The organism is Pseudomonas weihenstephanensis (assembly GCF_001043055.1).
GTDB classification, from domain to species: domain Bacteria; phylum Pseudomonadota; class Gammaproteobacteria; order Pseudomonadales; family Pseudomonadaceae; genus Aquipseudomonas; species Aquipseudomonas weihenstephanensis.
Genome location: NZ_JYLF01000010.1, coordinates 23,699 through 40,699, shown reverse-complemented (window position 1 = coordinate 40,699; position 17,001 = coordinate 23,699). Strand labels below are relative to the sequence as shown.

General features: G+C 58.4%; 17 protein-coding genes and 1 pseudogene. 10 read left to right on the top strand and 8 right to left on the bottom strand.

From position 1 onward, the window contains the following. Positions 1-77: 77 nt before the first annotated feature. The 4 genes from TU86_RS19405 to TU86_RS19390 all read left to right on the top strand — a co-directional run bounded on the left by TU86_RS19405 (position 78) and on the right by TU86_RS19390 (position 2,598). A complete protein-coding gene (locus tag TU86_RS19405; RefSeq protein WP_048365952.1) occupies positions 78-584 on the top strand; it encodes a hypothetical protein in 507 nt (168 codons plus the stop codon). A gap of 233 nt (positions 585-817) precedes the next feature. Further along, a complete protein-coding gene (locus TU86_RS19400; RefSeq protein ID WP_048365951.1) occupies positions 818-1,201 on the top strand; it encodes a transcriptional regulator in 384 nt (127 codons plus the stop codon). Between the two features lie 81 nt (positions 1,202-1,282). Beyond that, positions 1,283-1,930 carry a DUF2589 domain-containing protein gene (locus tag TU86_RS19395; RefSeq protein ID WP_048365950.1) on the top strand — a complete coding sequence of 216 codons (648 nt, stop codon included), beginning with the start codon at positions 1,283-1,285 and terminating at the stop codon, positions 1,928-1,930. A gap of 65 nt (positions 1,931-1,995) precedes the next feature. Beyond that, entirely contained in the window at positions 1,996-2,598 is a 603-nt protein-coding gene (locus TU86_RS19390; RefSeq protein WP_239658840.1) for a DUF2589 domain-containing protein, read from the top strand. Between the two features lie 5 nt (positions 2,599-2,603). On the opposite strand, the gene pmrG is transcribed toward TU86_RS19390, so the two are convergent. Then, on the bottom strand, positions 2,604-3,326 hold the full coding sequence (pmrG, locus tag TU86_RS19385; protein WP_420876388.1) for a lipopolysaccharide core heptose(II)-phosphate phosphatase PmrG: 723 nt from the start codon (positions 3,324-3,326) through the stop codon (positions 2,604-2,606). Between the two features lie 347 nt (positions 3,327-3,673). Here pmrG and TU86_RS23770 point away from each other — a divergent pair. The 3 genes and pseudogenes from TU86_RS23770 to TU86_RS19375 all read left to right on the top strand — a co-directional run. After that, positions 3,674-4,741, top strand: a pseudogene (locus TU86_RS23770) (methyl-accepting chemotaxis protein); the annotation flags it as partial. After that, entirely contained in the window at positions 4,733-5,596 is an 864-nt protein-coding gene (locus TU86_RS23765) for a methyl-accepting chemotaxis protein (RefSeq protein WP_420850457.1), read from the top strand. The pseudogene TU86_RS23770 and the gene TU86_RS23765, both read left to right, overlap by 9 nt. 186 nt (positions 5,597-5,782) lie before the next feature. Then, complete coding sequence (locus TU86_RS19375; protein WP_048365947.1) at positions 5,783-6,163, top strand: hypothetical protein; 381 nt, start codon at positions 5,783-5,785, stop codon at positions 6,161-6,163. Here the strand turns inward: TU86_RS19375 and TU86_RS19370 are convergent, their stop codons facing one another. The 5 genes from TU86_RS19370 to mdaB form a co-directional block, all read right to left on the bottom strand. Continuing rightward, entirely contained in the window at positions 6,164-7,609 is a 1,446-nt protein-coding gene (locus tag TU86_RS19370; RefSeq protein ID WP_048365946.1) for a SulP family inorganic anion transporter, read from the bottom strand. It abuts the gene before it with no gap. 112 nt (positions 7,610-7,721) lie between these two features. Next, the gene (gene ggt, locus TU86_RS19365) at positions 7,722-9,389 is read right to left on the bottom strand and encodes a gamma-glutamyltransferase (RefSeq protein ID WP_048365945.1); all 1,668 of its coding nucleotides are present in this window, start codon (positions 9,387-9,389) and stop codon (positions 7,722-7,724) included. Between the two features lie 155 nt (positions 9,390-9,544). Continuing rightward, complete coding sequence (locus TU86_RS19360; protein WP_048365944.1) at positions 9,545-10,438, bottom strand: NAD-dependent epimerase/dehydratase family protein; 894 nt, start codon at positions 10,436-10,438, stop codon at positions 9,545-9,547. A gap of 115 nt (positions 10,439-10,553) precedes the next feature. Further along, positions 10,554-11,465, bottom strand: a complete 912-nt coding sequence (locus tag TU86_RS19355) for a LysR family transcriptional regulator (RefSeq protein ID WP_048365943.1) — start codon at positions 11,463-11,465, stop codon at positions 10,554-10,556. 127 nt (positions 11,466-11,592) lie between these two features. Beyond that, entirely contained in the window at positions 11,593-12,177 is a 585-nt protein-coding gene (gene mdaB, locus TU86_RS19350) for an NADPH:quinone oxidoreductase MdaB (RefSeq protein WP_048365942.1), read from the bottom strand. A gap of 200 nt (positions 12,178-12,377) precedes the next feature. On the opposite strand from mdaB, the gene TU86_RS19345 reads away from it, so the two are divergent. Then, on the top strand, positions 12,378-12,692 hold the full coding sequence (locus TU86_RS19345; protein WP_048365941.1) for a putative quinol monooxygenase: 315 nt from the start codon (positions 12,378-12,380) through the stop codon (positions 12,690-12,692). On the opposite strand, the gene TU86_RS19340 is transcribed toward TU86_RS19345, so the two are convergent. Then, the gene (locus TU86_RS19340) at positions 12,682-13,446 is read right to left on the bottom strand and encodes a sulfite exporter TauE/SafE family protein (protein ID WP_048365940.1); all 765 of its coding nucleotides are present in this window, start codon (positions 13,444-13,446) and stop codon (positions 12,682-12,684) included. The two genes, TU86_RS19345 and TU86_RS19340, sit on opposite strands and share 11 nt — an antisense overlap. A gap of 120 nt (positions 13,447-13,566) precedes the next feature. On the opposite strand from TU86_RS19340, the gene TU86_RS19335 reads away from it, so the two are divergent. Next, the gene (locus TU86_RS19335; protein ID WP_048365939.1) at positions 13,567-14,451 is read left to right on the top strand and encodes a LysR substrate-binding domain-containing protein; all 885 of its coding nucleotides are present in this window, start codon (positions 13,567-13,569) and stop codon (positions 14,449-14,451) included. Positions 14,452-14,599: 148 nt separating this feature from the next. Continuing rightward, positions 14,600-16,003, top strand: coding sequence for an amino acid permease (locus TU86_RS19330; RefSeq protein ID WP_048365938.1), 1,404 nt, complete (start codon positions 14,600-14,602; stop codon positions 16,001-16,003). Positions 16,004-16,108: 105 nt separating this feature from the next. Here TU86_RS19330 and mmsB read toward each other — a convergent pair whose 3' ends face one another. Then, a complete protein-coding gene (gene mmsB / locus TU86_RS19325; protein ID WP_048365937.1) occupies positions 16,109-16,996 on the bottom strand; it encodes a 3-hydroxyisobutyrate dehydrogenase in 888 nt (295 codons plus the stop codon). Between the last annotated feature and the right edge of the window lie 5 nt (positions 16,997-17,001).

The following is a 17,001-nucleotide window of genomic DNA, read 5'->3' as shown; positions in this document are numbered from 1 at the left end:
CCCGACTTGGGATGGCCGATCACAGGGTTTTGGCTACGCTCCTCTGACAATGTTTTCAACACGTCAAGGAACCTGCCATGACCATTACCGTGACCAGTAAAACCCTGAACGACTATGACGCCCATTTGGCTGTGAACACGGCCACTGCCTATTTGCGTCAATCGGACCTGGCCTACTATTTGATTGACCAGCTCGAAAAACAAAAACTCAAAATCACCCTTGAAGTCAGCTCTGACCCGGCCTACGCCAATAAAGATATGTCCAGTAACGGCACCTTGGTGTGGAGCCTGCTGAGCGATAGCTTGATCAGCGCTGAAGCGAGTGATGTATCGACGCTGCTCAGCCGCACCCCTCAAACGCAAAAACCGTACATCGCCAGCCACCTGAACCTGCTGCACCTGCTCGCCCTCGCCTGCCAACAACTCAATGATCAACTCAACTTTCGTGATGCCGATGCGACGTGGCCGTGGCTGGACGAAAAGACGTTGAGCGCCACTGACATCGACAATGTTGTGGCCCGCGAGCTGAGCGATAAAGCCTTTCCCGATGAGCAAAACTGGGATCGCTTGCTGACACGCAATTAAACCGTCCTGTCACCGCCCGACCGCAATGGCCGGGCGTTAACGCTGACGTTCACACCCTCGCCAGAGATGACGTTTGCCTTGATCGCTAGGGGAAAACGCAGTGCAGCGCTCAGGCTTCGCCCTAGATCACTTGGTAATAATTCCTATCTGTAAGGGGTGCATTTCCTACTTATACCGAGGTGGCACGCGTCCTTAGTATCCAAATGGACACTTAAGATTCCAAGGACCGAACAATGGACGTCAACGACCTCAACCTGGTCAACATTCGCCAACTGCCTCATTCGCTGCAAGCGCTGATCGACTGCGTGGGCCTTGAGCATGCGTACACCCTGACCTGCGCGTTTGGTGGCAGGCCCAAGTACATCCCCAAACACCCGGAGCGCACCTCGCTGTCGCAAATTTTGCCCCCCGATGCGCTGGGCGCGCTGATCAAGCGTTTCGCCGGGCTGGCGCTGGAAATCCCCAAGGCCGATCACTTCTGCCGCCAGATCCGCAATCAACACATTCAGCAGGAAACCTGTGAGGGCTTGTCACGCAGCGTACTGGCGGACAAGTACGGTTTGAGCCTGCGCCAGATCGGCAATATTCGCCGCCTCGAAACCTCGATTGCGAGGTAATCGGTTCCCGCTGAACGGCCCTCGGCCGGCCCCCTAGAGTGACATTGCGCACCCTCGCGCAGCTCAATACGGAGATTGACCATGTCACAAATCGATTCGGGCCTCATCGGCTCAGTGATCAACGCCCTGCCGCTGGACCGCATGATCGCCGGACCTTTGCAGGCCATGATTCAGGCACAAGTGCAGGCCAGTAAATCCTATGCCGACTTCCTCATGGGTGTGTGCATTCAGGATGGCAAAGCGGTTTCGGTGCAGTTTGACTACGACGAAACGCTGGTAGACGACCAAGGCGTCTACAAGGGGACCGTCACCAAGCAGATGCGCATTCCGCTGCTCGCGGCCATCAGCCACCCGAACATCACCATTGAAGAGGGCAACATCGACTTCGAGCTGACCATCAGTCAGCAAGCCGAAAGCACCCGTGAAACCAGTGGCGAAGGCAGTTTTGCCGCGTCGATGGGCTGGGGCCCGTTCAATGTGTCGATCAAAGGCTCGGCCAGCCATAAATCGTCGCAAACCCGCAAAACCGATACCCGCGCACGCTATGCCATCAGCACCAAAGTGGTACGCCAAGACCCGCCTGAAGCCCTGATGCGTGTGATCGACTTCCTCACCGATGCCGCCACCAAGCCCATCGTGATGCCGAACGCGACCGCGCAACACCTTGATGCGCTGCCCACCGCAGGCGTATTGCCAGCGCCAGGCAGCGCCACCCACGATCCGGCCTGAGCCTCCTCGACCTGACCCCGTCCGTGACGACGGGGTTACTCACCCCACACCAAGGAGTGTGAAACATGGCGCTTTTCAATCGCCAAAAAGACCCGCTGGCGTTGCCCGACCGGCGTAAGACGCCAATGACGGCCTGCGACCTGAGCAGCATCACCCGCGGCTTGCAGCAAGCCGCGGCCGCCACGCAAAACCTGGTGGCGCAGCAATACATAAAACTGTTCGACCAGTTTTTCGACTACGACATTGATGATTTGCAAACCCCCATGAAAGCCAAAATGGTGGCCGTCGCACTCGATGAGCAGCACACCATGCGCGTGCCGCTGGTCACGCTGGTGGCACCACGCGGGTTGGCACTGGAGGTCATGAAAGTCGACCTGTCGGTGCGCATGCACGCCACCGAACAACAGAAGGCCAGCCATGCGCTGGAGAACGGCGAACTCGATTGCGCGCAGTTCTTTGTGACATTCGGCAGTGAGAAGAGCGACGTGCACACGCGTAAAACCGATGAGATGCAAATCAGCATGGAGTTTCGCGCGTGCGAGCCGCCAGAGGCGATTCACCGCATGATCGAGGAATACACCCAACTGATCAGTCCGGTGCGCAATGATGACTCACGCCTGAAAACACCCGCCACCCCCCAAACCCTGTGCGTTTTGAGTGAACCGTGAGGGCATCAGAGGTGGGGCATGTCTGCCTCTTCGTGAACGCTCGCCACTTGCGTCGGCAAGATCTTTTTCCAGTCCTGGGTTTCGATAAAACCCAACATCTGCGGTGGCGTGTTTGTCCCCGGCGCATTGATAAATAACGAGGCGCCGTAACTGAAAGTCGTGTCGGTGGCCACGTGCATCGACTTTTCCAACTGATCCATGCACTCGCTGTGGGTCACCAGTATCAGATTGCGCCCCGCCACCTTGTGCTTGAGCGCATCGCGCAGCATGGAGCCACGACAATTGAACAGCCAGTCCTGCGGCTGCACGGGCCGCTCAAACATAAAGTCGGCTGTTTGCCGGGCGCGGGTCAGCAGGCTGCTGTAAACGTCGACACTCTGTAGCCCCAGGTGCTGAAAGTCGGCACCGAGCCGGCGGGCGGTGCTGGTTGCGCGCAGAGTCACGCCATCCACCGGTCCCAGGCACGCCGCGCGTGAGCGGTCGCAACGCTCAACATGGCGCACCAAAGCAATCACATCGCCCCGCGCCCAACTTTCAGTCAGTGTCTGCAAACGGTCGAGATGACGCGGCTGCGCCAGGTTCGGCGCCGAGGCGGGTGCCAGCAGCTGCACGGTCAGCGCAATTGCCAACACGCTGGCGGCCAACACCACCAGAGCACTCCTGTAACGCGCCAGCACGCTGCGCAGCGCTGAGCCTTTAACGCCGGTAAGGCCGAAACTTAACGTCACGATACACATGCCCCTGTACGAGTCGGTGAACGAATGAGGTCGAAAAGCCGTGTGTGCGAGGCAGATCCTTGCACGCGGCAGCCATCACCCGACTGAACAGAAGTCTAAAAACTGCGACGTAAGTGATCGGTGAAACGAATGTGAAAAAAAACGTGATCGGCCATTCGCGCCGACCCAAAAAAGCACAACGTTTATAAGGTTGTTTACCGTTTATCGAGCCGTTTAAAAAACCGTTTCAGCTCTGTAACTGCCCGCCGATACAGCCCAATACACCTTCTGCTGGGCCAGAATAAAAAGACTCTCCAGCGAAATCTCGATCAAGTAGCGAACGGTTCCTGGAGGAACAGATGAATAGCTGGCTGAGCAACATCAGCGTGAACATGAAACTGGCACTGGGCTTTGGCCTGGTGCTGGCCCTGACTTTATTAATGGCAATCAGCGACTGGCTCAGCTTGGACAAACTGATCGACCGCAGTAACTGGATGAGTGACATCACGCGCCTCAACGGCTCGCTGACCAACCTGCGCGTTGCACGTTTGCAATACATGCTGACCGATGGCGACGAGACCGCCGCGCAAAACGTACAGAACACACTGGACGCGTTTGTGGCGCAGCAAAAGCTGCTGATCGCCTCGTTCAAAAGCCCGGAAAACCTCAAGCTGCTCAACGAACAGCACGACATCATCAACAAATACCAATCCGCGCTGGTGACCATGCGCAAGGCGTATGTCGAGTCCGCTGTCTCACGCGACAACATGGACCACAGCTCTAAAGTCGCCCGCGATGCGATGGACGTGCTCAAAACCCGCGTGATGCAAAGCGCGCCCGGCGATGAAGGGCGCTTTGAACAACTGAGTACGTTGACCGCCGTCCGTGAGCAGTTCTTGCTGGCGCGCTACCAGGTGCGTGCCTACATGGCCGCCCAAACGGTTGCCAATGAACAAGCCGCTCGCCAACAACTGAGCGAGGCCATCGCCAGCCTGAGCGCACTCAATACCCACTTCAGCGCCAGCGCACCTGACACCTTGCGCACGCTGGATGGCGCCCTGGCGCAATACAAACAGGCGTTGCAGGTCTACGCCGACACAGACAAAACCATCACCGACATGCGTAAGGAAATGACCGACTACGGCTCGGGCATCCTCAGCCGCAGTGATGAGCTGTACAAAATCCAGCTCGAACGTCGCGACAACGAAAGCGCCAGTGCCAACACCCTTCAATTGATCAGCACCCTGCTTGTGTTGCTATTTGGTATCTGTGCAGCGGTGGTCATTACCCGCCAGATCACCCGCCCGCTGCGTGAAACCCTGGACGTGGTCGAGCGCATTGCCGCCGGTGACCTGAGCCAGAACCTGCGCATTACCCGCCGCGATGATTTGGGTGTGTTGCAACAAGGCATCGCACGCATGGGCACCACCCTGCGCGAGTTGATTGGCGGTATCCGCGATGGCGTGACGCAAATTGCCAGCGCCGCCGAAGAACTGTCGGCGGTCACCGAACAGACCAGCGCCGGGGTCAACAGCCAAAAGATCGAGACCGATCAAGTGGCCACCGCGATGCACGAAATGACCGCTACCGTGCAGGAAGTGGCGCGCAACGCTGAAGACGCCTCGCAAGCCGCAGCGGCGGCCGATGGCGAAGCCCGTGAGGGTGATCGGGTGGTGAATCAGGCCATTGATCAAATCGAGCGCCTGGCGGTTGAAGTCGGTCGCTCAACCGAAGCGATGGCAGTGCTGCAACAAGAAAGCGACAAGATCGGCAGCGTCATGGACGTGATCAAAGCCGTGGCCGAACAAACCAACTTGCTGGCGCTCAATGCGGCCATCGAGGCAGCCCGTGCCGGTGAAGCCGGACGCGGGTTTGCGGTGGTGGCCGACGAAGTACGCGGCCTGGCCCAACGCACGCAAAAATCCACCGAAGAGATTCAAACCCTGGTCGCAGCCCTGCAAAGTGGCACGCAACAGGTGGCCAGCGTGATGAACACCAGCCGTGGCCTGACCGACAGCAGCGTGACCTTGACCCGTCAGGCGGGCACCTCGCTGCAAGGCATCACCCGCACCGTGTCGAATATTCAGTCGATGAACCAGCAAATTGCCGCCGCTGCCGAACAGCAAAGCGCCGTGGCCGAAGAGATCAGCCGCAGCATCATCAACGTGCGCGACGTGTCCGAGCAAACAGCGGCTGCAAGCGATGAGACGGCCAAGTCCAGTGTTGAATTGGCACGCTTGGGCAACCAGCTGCAAATGATGGTGAGCCACTTCAAGATCTGACCTGCGCCAACGGCTACGTACTGAAAGGTTTGAGTGGAATCTAAAAAATGGCGGCCGTGAGTGAAGGCACTCACGGTGGCCGAACCGCTACAGTCCTGACCCGTTTATTTTCCTGAAAATGCGCTGAAATAGTTGATCCAGACAGGTCGCTGTCACAGCGCATGCTCAGGCTTGAGTAGGTTGAGAATGCGTTTGAAAGTGGTTGGCTGGATCAGTGCGTTGTGTGTGTTGCTTACCTTGCAGGGCTGTGGCCCTAGCGTCTCTTACGTGTACTCGCCGCCACCGGATGTGGCGGGCAAATACTGTATCAACGCCTGCTCCAGCCAAAAAAGCCAGTGCAAGACGCTGGCGCAAATGCAGTCACAGAGCCAGCGTGCCGTCTACGATGCGCAGATGACGGCCTATAACTACTGTCGCCAGAATGGCGATAAAAAACAGCGCAAACTGTGTAGCTACCCATCACCCAGCTACCACTACGGCGGCTTTGGTGACACCTGCGGCGAAGACTATCAAACCTGCTACCAGAACTGTGGTGGCACCATTCGCCGCGTGGTTCACGAGAATTGATCAGACCGCTTGCACGCGGGCGCGCTTGAGCAGTTTTTTGCAGCGCTCGGACAAATGCAGCACGCGCAAGTGCTTGCCCGCCTTGGCGTAGCGCTCGCGCAGGGTGACCAGCGCGGCAATCGCCGAGTAGTCGACAAAGCTCAGGTGCTGGCAATCGAGCGTCACCTGGGCCGGGTCGTTAGCCGGGTCGAACTGATTCAAAAAAGGGGTGGTGGAGGCAAAAAACAGCGTGCCATGCACGCGGTACAGCTTGCTGCCATCGCTTTGAAGTGACGTGTCGGCGTAAAGCTGTCGCGCTTGTTGCCAGGCAAAGTTCAGGGCGGCAATGATGATGCCGCACATCACCGCAAAGGCCAGGTCGGTAAATACCGTAATCACCGTCACGGCGACGATCACCAGCACGTCGTTGAGCGGCACTTTGTTCAGTACCCGCAACGAGGCCCAGGCGAAGGTTTGTTGAGCCACCACAAACATCACGCCCACCAGCGCGGCCAGCGGGATACGCTCGATATACGGCGACAGAAACAACACGAACAACACGATCATGACCCCTGCGACCACGCCAGACAGTCGACCACGCCCACCGGAGCTGAGGTTGACCACGGTCTGTCCGATCATCGCGCAGCCGCCCATGCCACCGAACGCACCCGAGACCATGTTGGCGGCACCCAACGCCACGCATTCGCGGTCCGGGTAGCCACGGCTTTCGGTGATTTCATCCGTCAGGTTGAGAGTGAGCAAGGTTTCCAGCAGACCGACCATCGCCATCAAGAACGCGTAAGGCGCGATGATGCCCAAGGTTTCAAGTGTCCATGGAATGTCCGGCAGGCTGAAGGTCGGCAGGCCGCCAGCGATGTGCGCCATGTCACCCAGCGTACGTGTCGGCAATCCCAGAAAATGCACCGCAAGGCCCACGCTCAAAATCGCCACCAGGGCGGCGGGCGCCATTTTGGTCAGGCGCGGCAGCAAATACACAATCGCCATTGTCAGCGCCACCAGCCCCGCCATCACATACAACGGCGTACCGGTGAGCCACTGCTCGCCATTTTTGAAATGCTCCAATTGCGCCATTGCAATGATGATCGCCAAACCGTTCACAAACCCCAGCATCACCGGGTGCGGCACCATGCGCACCAGTTTGCCGAGTTTGAGCAAGCCGAACGCCATCATGATCAAACCGCCCAGCACCACAGTGGCCAGGAAATACTGCACGCCGTGCTGCACCACCAGCGCGACGATGACCACCGCCATCGACCCGGCCGCACCGGAGACCATGCCCGGCCGCCCGCCAAAGAGCGCGGTCAGGGTACAAATGATGAAAGCGCCATACAGGCCCATCAACGGGTTGAGGTGGGCCACCAGCGCAAAAGCAATGCACTCGGGCAACAAGGCAAAGGACGTCGTAAGTCCGGCCAGAACATCGGCGCGCACACGGGAGAGTTTCATGGAGTACCTAAAATCGGGGCTAACAGAAGGGAACAGCAGAAACAGATAGTAACAAACTGGCAAGGACAGTAGGCGCTGCCGAAGGCTGCGGCAGCGCCTACAGGTTTGGGGTTTATTTCACCACTTTACCTACGCCGCGCCCGCGTGGGTCAGAGGCGGTTTCGAGTTGAGTGCCATTCACGCGGATCGCTTGAATGTCACCCATGTTCCAGCCCTGATCTTCCAGGGTGTAGCCCATGGCTTTGAGCTCGTCGGCCACTTTGCCGGTGATCGGCGCGTAAGCGTCATAGTAGATCGTGTCTTTAGGCAGCAACTGGTGATGCACACGCTGGGCAGCCACGGCTTTTTCCAGCGGCAGGTTGTAGTCATAAATGTTGTTCAACACCTGAAAGATCGAGGTGAAGATGCGCGAACCACCCGGCGTGCCGAGCACCAGCGTCACTGCGCCGTCACGTGTGACCAGGCTTGGACTCATGGATGACAGCATGCGCTTGCCCGGCTCGATGGCATTGGCATTGCCGCCCACTACGCCGAACGAGTTGGCCACGCCCGGTTTGGAGCTGAAGTCGTCCATTTCATCGTTGAGCAAGAAGCCTGCGCCTTTTACCACTACGCCACTGCCGTAATCCCAGTTCAGGGTGTAGGTGTTGCTCACGGCGTTGCCGTCTTTATCGACGATGGAAAAGTGCGTGGTCTGATGCGGCTCCAGGCCCGGCTTGACCTTTTCTGTCGCCGAAATGGCGGTGGGATTGACCTCTTTCGCACGCTTGGCGATGTACGCCGGGTCGGTTAACTCTGCTACCGGCATCTTGCCGAAAGCCGGGTCGCCCAAGTAGTCGGCGCGGTCGGCAAACACGCGTTTTTCAATTTCAGCCAGCAGGTGAATATAAGGCGCGGAGTTCAGCTCCACGCCTTTGAAGTCGGCGGCACGGTCTTCTTTGATGCCGATCAGTTGCGCCAGCGCGATCCCGCCAGAACTCGGCAGCGGCGCGGTGTACAGCGTGTTGCCACGGAAGTCGACACGCATCGGCTCACGCCAGTTGACCTTGTAATCGTTCAGGTCCTGCTTAGTGATCAGACCTTTGTCTTGCTGCATTTGCGCGATCAGCAGGTCAGCGGTTTTGCCGTGATAAAACTCTTTGGCACCCTGGTCGGCAATGCGCTCAAGGGTTTGGGCCAGCTCTGGCTGTTTGAAGGTTTCGCCCGGTTTCATGGTGCCGAAATAGTCAGCAAAGTTGGTCGTGCCGTTGAACAGTTTCAAGGCATCTTCGCGGTACTGGTATTGCTTGTCGGCGACCTTGAAGCCGTTTTTCGCGTAACCCACGGCCGGGGTCAGCAGCTCAGACCACGGCAGTTTGCCGAAGCGCTGGTGCGCTTCCCACAGGCCCATCACCGTGCCCGGCACTCCCGCGGCGCGTGAACCTACCAGGCTCAGGTTTTCAATGATTTCGCCTTTGTCATTCAGGTACATGTCGCGGCTAGCCGCTAGCGGAGCCGTTTCGCGGTAGTCGAGAAAGTAAGGTTTGCCGTCGATGAACAAGGTCATAAACCCCCCGCCACCGATGTTGCCGGCTTCGGGATACGTCACGGCCAGGGTGAACGCCGTGGCGACAGCGGCATCGACGGCATTACCGCCTTTTTTAAGAATTTGCGCGGCGACTTCAGCGCCATATTGATCCGGCGCAGCAACGGCACCGCCTTCCAGAGTGACGGCAAACGCCGAAGAGCTGGCAGCGATGGCCGCTGTCAAAGTCAGGGTTTTGAACCAAACAACACGCATGGGTACTTCCTTTTATTTTTGTAGGACGATGCTGAACATTGTCTGATTTCAGAACCGTTTTCAAACCACACAATAAAAAATGCGCGAGCGCCCACAAAACCACTGATGCTGGCGCAGGCTGCGCGGCCTGCGCCAGCGGTGACACGCAATAGGTGTCAAAGCATGTCGTGTTTGATCCATTGCACGACGCTGGTGCGTTCAGGCACCCAACCCAGCAGCTCACGGGCATTTTTACCGCGCACCCGGCTGTTGGAACCCAACCCGTAGTTGGCCATTTCATAGCCCCATTCGGCTTCAGCGTCGGCCAATGGCCAGTCGTGGGCCTGACCCAGACCCAACGTTTGGGCGATGGCGTCGCTCATGTCGGCAAACGCCGCTTCGCCGCTCTCGACAAAGTAGAACGTACCGGCCGGATTTTTCGTAAGCGCCAACAAGTACAAGGCCACCACGTCTTCGATGTGCACGTTGGACCAAATATTTTGCCCGGTGCCGACGTGGCGCACGATCCCGCTTTTACGCGCCTGTTTAAGCAAGCGCGGCAATTGCACGCTGTCGCGCTTCACGCCCAGGCTGTGGCCGTAAATCAAGGTGTTGCAGATCACCGCCGAGCGCACGTTGTCGTGGGCCGCCGCCAGCACCAGGTTGTCGATCGCGACCCGTGCAGCCTTGTCCACGGTGGGTTCAGGCAACTGACCTTCGTAATAAATCACGTCGCTGGCTTTGCCGCCCGACGCATCGCCCACGATGCTGGAGCCGCTGGTGTGCAAAAACACTTTGCCACTGCCGCGTAACGCATCGAGCAAGGCTTGAACCGCGCCCCGATGGTCACTGCTGGCGGCGTTGATCACCGCATCGGCCTGCTGGGCCTGCCGGGCGAGCAACGCGCTGTCATCAAGCGCGCCCAGCACCGGGGTGATACCCAGCGCCAGCATGGCTTGTTCTTGATCGGTGCTGCGTACCAGCCCCGTGACTTGATGCCCTGCTTTAACCAACGCAGTGGCAATAGAGCCACCAATGAAACCCGCTGCGCCTGTGACAAAAACCTTCATGGAGAAACTCCCGATTGAATAAGTGATGGCGCCAGTATCAAAGAGCCAGGACGGGCGAAAAAGGCGCCGCAGGCCAATTCAATCTTGCGCACAGGTCACGAATCAGGTGCTGGCTTTAGCTTTTGAAGTAAGGGGCTGCATAGCTCGCGAGTTTGGTCTGGATAAAGTCCAGAAAGCATTGAATGCGTAGCGCCAATTGCGAGTTGCGGTAGTACACAGCGTGAATCGGCTGACGGTAGCCACTGTTGAATTCACTCAACACCACCTCTAAGCGTCCGGCGTTGATGTCTTCATGCGTCATGAAATGCGACAGGCACGCAATGCCCTGCCCTTGCAGCGCCAGATGGCGCACTGTTTCGCCACTGGAAGCGCTGATGTGTGGCTGGATCGGCCAGCGGTCGCCCTGGGCATAACGCAGTGGCCATTGGTTCAGGCCCTCGTTCTGGGTGAAGCCGATCAAGGTGTGATGCGCCAGGTCTGCAACGCTGCGGGGTGCACCATGAGCTGCGATGTACTCAGGGCTTGCGAGGATGTTCAGCGGGCTGCAACCCAAGGAACGGGCATGTAGGGTGGAGTCGGCCAGCGTGCCGATGCGAATGGCGATGTCGGTGCTTTGTTCCAGCAGATCAATGATCAGATCGTTGCTGTTTAGCTCCAACTGAATGTCCGGGTACAGCGCCCGGAATTCGCGGATGTACGGCACGATGGCGTGCAGCATGAAGGGCGAAGCCGCATTGATGCGCAAACGCCCCGAAGGCGTGCGCTGGTGCGAAATCAGCCGCTCTTCCAGTTCATCCATCTGCTCAAGAATCAGCTTGGCCTGTTCGAAGAAGAACTTGCCCTCCTCGGTCAGGTCCATGCGCCGCGTGGTGCGGTTGATCAGCGTGGTCTCAAGCTTGGCTTCGAGCCGCGACAGCGTACGGCTGACGGCTGACGGCGTTTGCCCGGCCTGCTCGGCAGCGGCCGAAATGGAGCCGCACTCAATCACCGACACAAAGGTTTGCAGCTCATCAGATCTGGCTTTCACATCGGCCCCTCATTGGATAGCCAATGATTGTAGTCGCTGGCGAGCCACACGAGGCTGCGGGCTTTATTTCCAGGTGCCACCCCTACGCGTGGCAACACCCGATCGCAGCCTCGTGCCCGGGCAGCGATCAGGAAGCAAACACTTCAGTCAAATGCTGCTCGTAGCGTGCGGCATCCACCTCAGGCTGCGGGCGCTTCATCACGTCAACACAGAGGAAGGTCGGCAAGGCGCTCATGCCCAAAAATTCGTTGGCTTTGTGAAACGGGAAGTACACCGCATCGACACCTTTGCCTTCAAAGAAATCAGCTGGATCGTCAAATGCTTGCTGTGGCGCGTTCCAAGTCAGGGACAACATGTATTTTTTGCCGTGTACCAAACCGCCGCTGCCGTAACGCTGGGAGGCGTCGGAACGGGTACGGCCGTCGCTGGCGTAGAGGCTGCCGTGGCCTTCGGTGAACACTTCGTCGATGTATTTTTTAACGATCCAGGGCGCGCCCATCCACCAGCCCGGCATCTGATAAATGATCACGTCAGCCCACACAAACTTCTGCACTTCTTCGGCCACGTCGTAGCCTTCGTCGATATGGGTCACTTTGACTTCAAAGCCGTGGCGATCAAAAAACGCCAGCGCCGTGTCATGCAGGGTCAGGTTGTAACGACCGTCCGAATGCGCAAATTTTTTAGCGCCGTTAAGCAGGAGTATTTTTTTCATCATCAGCCTCGTCAGGAATTAACCCTCTGCGCTGTTGAGCGGCGTTGGGTGTTAAACGTTTAAAAGTGACCGCCACACTATCGAGCCTCTCCTTTAGGAAACACCCGTGCCCGAGCAAATGACATTTTCTCTAAAAGCACGAATACAAGCTCGATTGTTGCCGTAGCCTTTTAAAACCACTGATGAGAGGAGCCAACCTGATGAGTTCATTGCACGGATTTATTCTGCACGCCTACACCAAACCCGAGAAATCCGACGACTTTGAAGCGCTGTTTCGCTCATATGTTGCGCCAAGTCGCCTTGAACCGGGCTGCATCGAATACCACATGCTGCGCGATCAGCAAGACCCGAGCCTGTTCATCTTTTACGAGATCTGGCAATCACGCGAACACCTCGCCGCGCACGAAAACCTGCCCCACATGAAGCAGTTTTTCGAGACCCGCATGGACTACCTCGCCCGCGACTTTGAAGTGCGCATGATCGACATGCTCAGCCCGTCTAGCGCTAACCGCTGATCAACAGGTGGGTGCCCAACAGCGCCATGCCGATAAAGAACACCCGCTTGAACAGCGTGGCACTCACGCGTTGACGCAGGCATTGCCCCAGCCACATGCCCGCCATGGCAGGCAACAGCGCCAGCAACGACGCAGTCAGCTCACCGCCTCCCAGGCCGCCGCGCCCATAAAGCCCGGCAGCCAGAGCCAACGTGGAGACGCTAAAGGACACCCCCAAGGCTTGCACCAGCTGATTCTTACTCAGCCCCAATGCTTGTAAATACGGCACCGCCGGGATCACAAACACGCCGGTGGCCGAGGTGATAAGGCCCGTGACGATCCCGCAGAGCGGCCCAAGCCAAGCTTCATGGGCGAGCGGCACGCGCAGGGCAGGCAACAGCAATCCGCTGAGCGCATACAGCAGTAACGCTGCGCCCAAGGCCCGGACCACCCCGCTGCCGCCATCGACGCCGAGCCACAGCATGCCGAAGCCAGTGCCCGCGAAAATGCCCACCTGCATCGGCCACAAGCGCTTGATCAGCCCCCGCAACTCCCCGCCTGCGGCCAATTGCCAAGTATTGGTCACAAGCGACGGGATGATCAGTAACGCCGCAGCCTGTGGCGGTGCAATAGCCAAACCCAGCATCCCCATCGCGACCGTAGGCAAGCCCAGACCGATCATGCCTTTGACCGTGCCCGCCAGTAAAAAGGTGACCATCACCAGCAATGACAAGGCCCAGCCCAGCGTTTGGTAAAACTCGATTAATGTTTTCATGGGCGTATGCTGAGCCACCCGATACCCGCTGAAAATGCGCAATTGCTTGAGGCAGCCTATTGTCCAGCGATAGGCAGACACTGACCGAAGGCTGCGCCGACAAGAAACAGGACACCCGTGATGCACATCGACCTGATTGATCTACGCCTGTTTGTGAACATCGTGCAGGCAGGCAACATCACTGCGGGCGCCCGCCTCAGTCATTTATCGCTGCCCGCCGCCAGCGCGCGAATCAGGGCAATCGAGGCCTCGCTAGGCGTTGAATTATTGCAGCGCAGCCGACGCGGAATCAGCCCCACGCCCGCCGGTCAGGCACTGGCGCAACATGCCCGGTTGCTGCTGCAACAGGTCGAGCGCATGAACCATGATTTGAGCGAGTACGCCCAAGGCTTCAAAGGCCGCGTGCGTTTGCTGTGCAATACCGCCGCACTCACTGAATACTTGCCCGAACTGCTGGCCGACTTTGTACACCAACACCCTCACATCAGTGTCGATCAGCACGAGTTGACCAGCTTGCGCATCACCCACGCGCTGCGTCAGGACGCTGGCGACATCGGGATCATTTCTGACGCCGTCGACACCCAAGACCTGCAAACCCTGGCGTTCCGCGATGACCCACTGATGCTGGTGATCCCGCTCGACCATCCCTTGGCGCAGCAACACGGGCTGAGTTTCACTGCCACGCTGAGCCACGCGTATGTCGGCTTGGCGGCCCACAGCGCACTGGCGGTGTACCTGGAAGAACAAGCACTGCACTGCGGTTATCGCATGCAGACGCGTATTCGGGCCGAAGGTTTTGACGGTGTATTGCGCATGGTCGCCCGCGGTGCCGGACTGGGGATTGTGCCGCGCGCCACTATCGAGCGCTGGCAAGCACCGCGCACCTTTAAAGTGGTTGAGCTGAACGAGCCGTGGGCCGATCGCAAGCTGCTGCTGTGTGCCCGCTCGTTTGCGCACTTACCCGCCTATGCGCAGGCACTCCTGAAGGCGTTATCGGGTCTGTAATCCAGTAAGAATTGGCCCGAAAACCCGCACAACGGTATGCCTGCATTTTTACCGGGGGTACTATCGCGCACTTCATTGTGCAGATGGCTGGCTGACACCCGGCCTGATTTTCTTTGCGCGCCGAAAACAACAACGAACAGGGCACCTGATGGCTGACCACAACGCTCCCCCCATCACACTCAAGCGCGGCTTGAAAAATCGCCATATCCAGCTGATTGCTTTGGGCGGCGCCATTGGCACAGGGCTGTTCCTCGGCTCGGCGGGCGTACTCAAATCGGCCGGACCGTCGATGATCCTTGGCTATGCGATTGCCGGGTTTATCGCGTTTTTGATCATGCGCCAGCTGGGCGAAATGATCGTCGAAGAACCGGTCGCAGGCTCGTTCAGTCACTTTGCGCACAAGTATTGGGGCGGTTACGCAGGCTTTTTGTCGGGCTGGAACTACTGGGCGTTGTACGTACTGGTGGGCATGGCCGAACTGACCGCTGTGGGCAAATACATCCAGTTCTGGTGGCCTGAAGTGCCGACCTGGGTCAGCGCGGTGGTGTTCTTTGTGTTGGTCAACCTGATCAATACCTTGAACGTGAAAGTCTTCGGCGAAATGGAATTCTGGTTTGCCATCATCAAGGTGGTGGCGATTGTCGGCATGATCATCCTCGGGTGCTATCTATTGTTCAGCGGCACCGGCGGCCCGCAAGCGTCCATCAGCAATCTGTGGAGCCACGGCGGCTTCTTTCCCAACGGTGGCACCGGCCTGTTGATGGCAATGGCGTTCATCATGTTTTCGTTCGGCGGGCTGGAGCTGGTGGGCATCACCGCCGCCGAAGCCAGCGAACCGAAGAAAGTCATCCCCAAGGCCATCAACCAGGTGGTTTACCGGGTGCTGATTTTCTACGTTGGCGCGCTGACCGTGCTGCTGGCGCTGTACCCGTGGGATCAACTGCTGGTGACCCTGGGTGCATCCGGCGATGCTTACAGCGGCAGCCCGTTTGTGCAGATTTTCGCGTTGATCGGCAGTAACACCGCAGCGCAAATCCTCAACTTTGTGGTGCTGACCGCAGCGCTGTCGGTCTACAACAGCGGCGTGTACTGCAACAGCCGCATGCTCTTCGGCCTGGCCAAACAGGGCGATGCGCCCAAAGCGCTGATGAAGCTGACCAAAAACGGTGTACCGTTGCGGGCACTGGGCGTGTCGGCGCTGGTGACGATGCTGTGCGTGGTGGTGAACTATGTGGCACCGCACAAGGCGCTGGAGTTGCTGTTTTCGCTGGCGGTTGCGTCACTGATGATCAACTGGGCACTTATCAGCCTCACCCATATCAAGTTTCGTAAAGCGATGGCCGCGCAAGGCGTGGTGCCTTCGTTCAAAGCCTTTTGGTCGCCATTGAGCAACATCGTATGCCTGATCTTCATGGCCGTGATCGTCGCCGTAATCTGGATGATCCCCGACGTTCGCGCCTCGGTGTATGCGATCCCGGTATGGCTGCTGATCATTTATGTCTTCTACCTGCTGCGTCTGCGCACCGGTAAGCCATTGGCCACTCTGCGTTAAACGTGACTCAGGCACACAAAAACCCCGGCGCTCGTTGAGTTCCGGGGTTTTTTATTCGACGCAAAAAACCGGGAAGCCCGCCCGACGCGGGTTCCCGGAAAGTCTTTATTCAGGCTTGCGGTAGCTGTCGATGATGGCCGAGAAATCTTTGCCGCCTTCGCCGCGCAAACTCATGGCCTGATACAACTGCTGAGCCACGGCGCCCAGCACCACGGGCTGGTGCGCCTGACGTGCCGCCTCGGTGGCCAACCCCAAATCCTTTAGCATCAATTCGGCACCAAAACCGCCGGTGTAACCCCGCGATGCAGGGGCCGTCTCCACGATGCCCGGCCACGGGTTATAGACTTCAGAGCTCCAGCAGCGGCCCGTCGAGCTATTGATCACCCCGGCCAACACCTGCATGTCGATGCCCAGCGCCGCGCCCAACGCCATGGCTTCACTGACACCCACCATTGAGATGCCCAGCAGCAGGTTGTTACAGATTTTAGCCACTTGGCCGGTGCCCACATCCCCGCAATGGACGATGTTGCGCCCCATCTGAGCGAGTACCGGGTGCAAGGTGTCGAACAGCGCCTGCTGCGCGCCGACCATAAAGGTCAACGTACCCGCCTGAGCGCCGCCGGTGCCGCCAGACACCGGCGCATCGGCCATGTGCACACCTTGTTTGGCCGCTGCGGCTGCCACATCGCGCGCGGTTTGCGGGTCGATGGTGCTGCAATCCACTGCCGGAACACCCTCGCCTATCCCCGCCAAAACGCCCTCGTCGCCCAGCCATACACTGCGCACATGCGCGGCTGCCGGCAGCATCGTGATCACCAGTTCAGCACCTTGCGCCGCTGCACGCGGTGAGGCGCTGATATGACCGCCTTGGTCAGCAAGCTCGGCCAGAACAGCGTGGTTCAAATCAAACACATTCAACGAATGCCCGGCTTTCAGCAGGTTGCGCGCCATCGGTGCGCCCATGTTGCCCAAGCCTATAAATGCAATTTTCATGACGC

Excerpts from the sequence above, each read along its gene's own strand:
- TU86_RS19340 (WP_048365940.1), bottom strand. The coding sequence starts at position 13,446 with ATGAAAACATTAATCGAGTTTTACCAAACGCTGGGCTGGGCCTTGTCA.
- ggt (WP_048365945.1), bottom strand. The coding sequence starts at position 9,389 with ATGCGTGTTGTTTGGTTCAAAACCCTGACTTTGACAGCGGCCATCGCT.
- mdaB (WP_048365942.1), bottom strand. The coding sequence starts at position 12,177 with ATGAAAAAAATACTCCTGCTTAACGGCGCTAAAAAATTTGCGCATTCG.
- TU86_RS19405 (WP_048365952.1), top strand. The coding sequence starts at position 78 with ATGACCATTACCGTGACCAGTAAAACCCTGAACGACTATGACGCCCAT.
- TU86_RS19335 (WP_048365939.1), top strand. The coding sequence starts at position 13,567 with ATGCACATCGACCTGATTGATCTACGCCTGTTTGTGAACATCGTGCAG.
- TU86_RS19400 (WP_048365951.1), top strand. The coding sequence starts at position 818 with ATGGACGTCAACGACCTCAACCTGGTCAACATTCGCCAACTGCCTCAT.
- TU86_RS19370 (WP_048365946.1), bottom strand. The coding sequence starts at position 7,609 with ATGAAACTCTCCCGTGTGCGCGCCGATGTTCTGGCCGGACTTACGACG.
- TU86_RS19345 (WP_048365941.1), top strand. The coding sequence starts at position 12,378 with ATGAGTTCATTGCACGGATTTATTCTGCACGCCTACACCAAACCCGAG.
- TU86_RS19390 (WP_239658840.1), top strand. The coding sequence starts at position 1,996 with ATGGCGCTTTTCAATCGCCAAAAAGACCCGCTGGCGTTGCCCGACCGG.
- TU86_RS19395 (WP_048365950.1), top strand. The coding sequence starts at position 1,283 with ATGTCACAAATCGATTCGGGCCTCATCGGCTCAGTGATCAACGCCCTG.
- TU86_RS19330 (WP_048365938.1), top strand. The coding sequence starts at position 14,600 with ATGGCTGACCACAACGCTCCCCCCATCACACTCAAGCGCGGCTTGAAA.
- mmsB (WP_048365937.1), bottom strand. The coding sequence starts at position 16,996 with ATGAAAATTGCATTTATAGGCTTGGGCAACATGGGCGCACCGATGGCG.
- TU86_RS23765 (WP_420850457.1), top strand. The coding sequence starts at position 4,733 with ATGGGCACCACCCTGCGCGAGTTGATTGGCGGTATCCGCGATGGCGTG.
- TU86_RS19360 (WP_048365944.1), bottom strand. The coding sequence starts at position 10,438 with ATGAAGGTTTTTGTCACAGGCGCAGCGGGTTTCATTGGTGGCTCTATT.
- TU86_RS19375 (WP_048365947.1), top strand. The coding sequence starts at position 5,783 with ATGCGTTTGAAAGTGGTTGGCTGGATCAGTGCGTTGTGTGTGTTGCTT.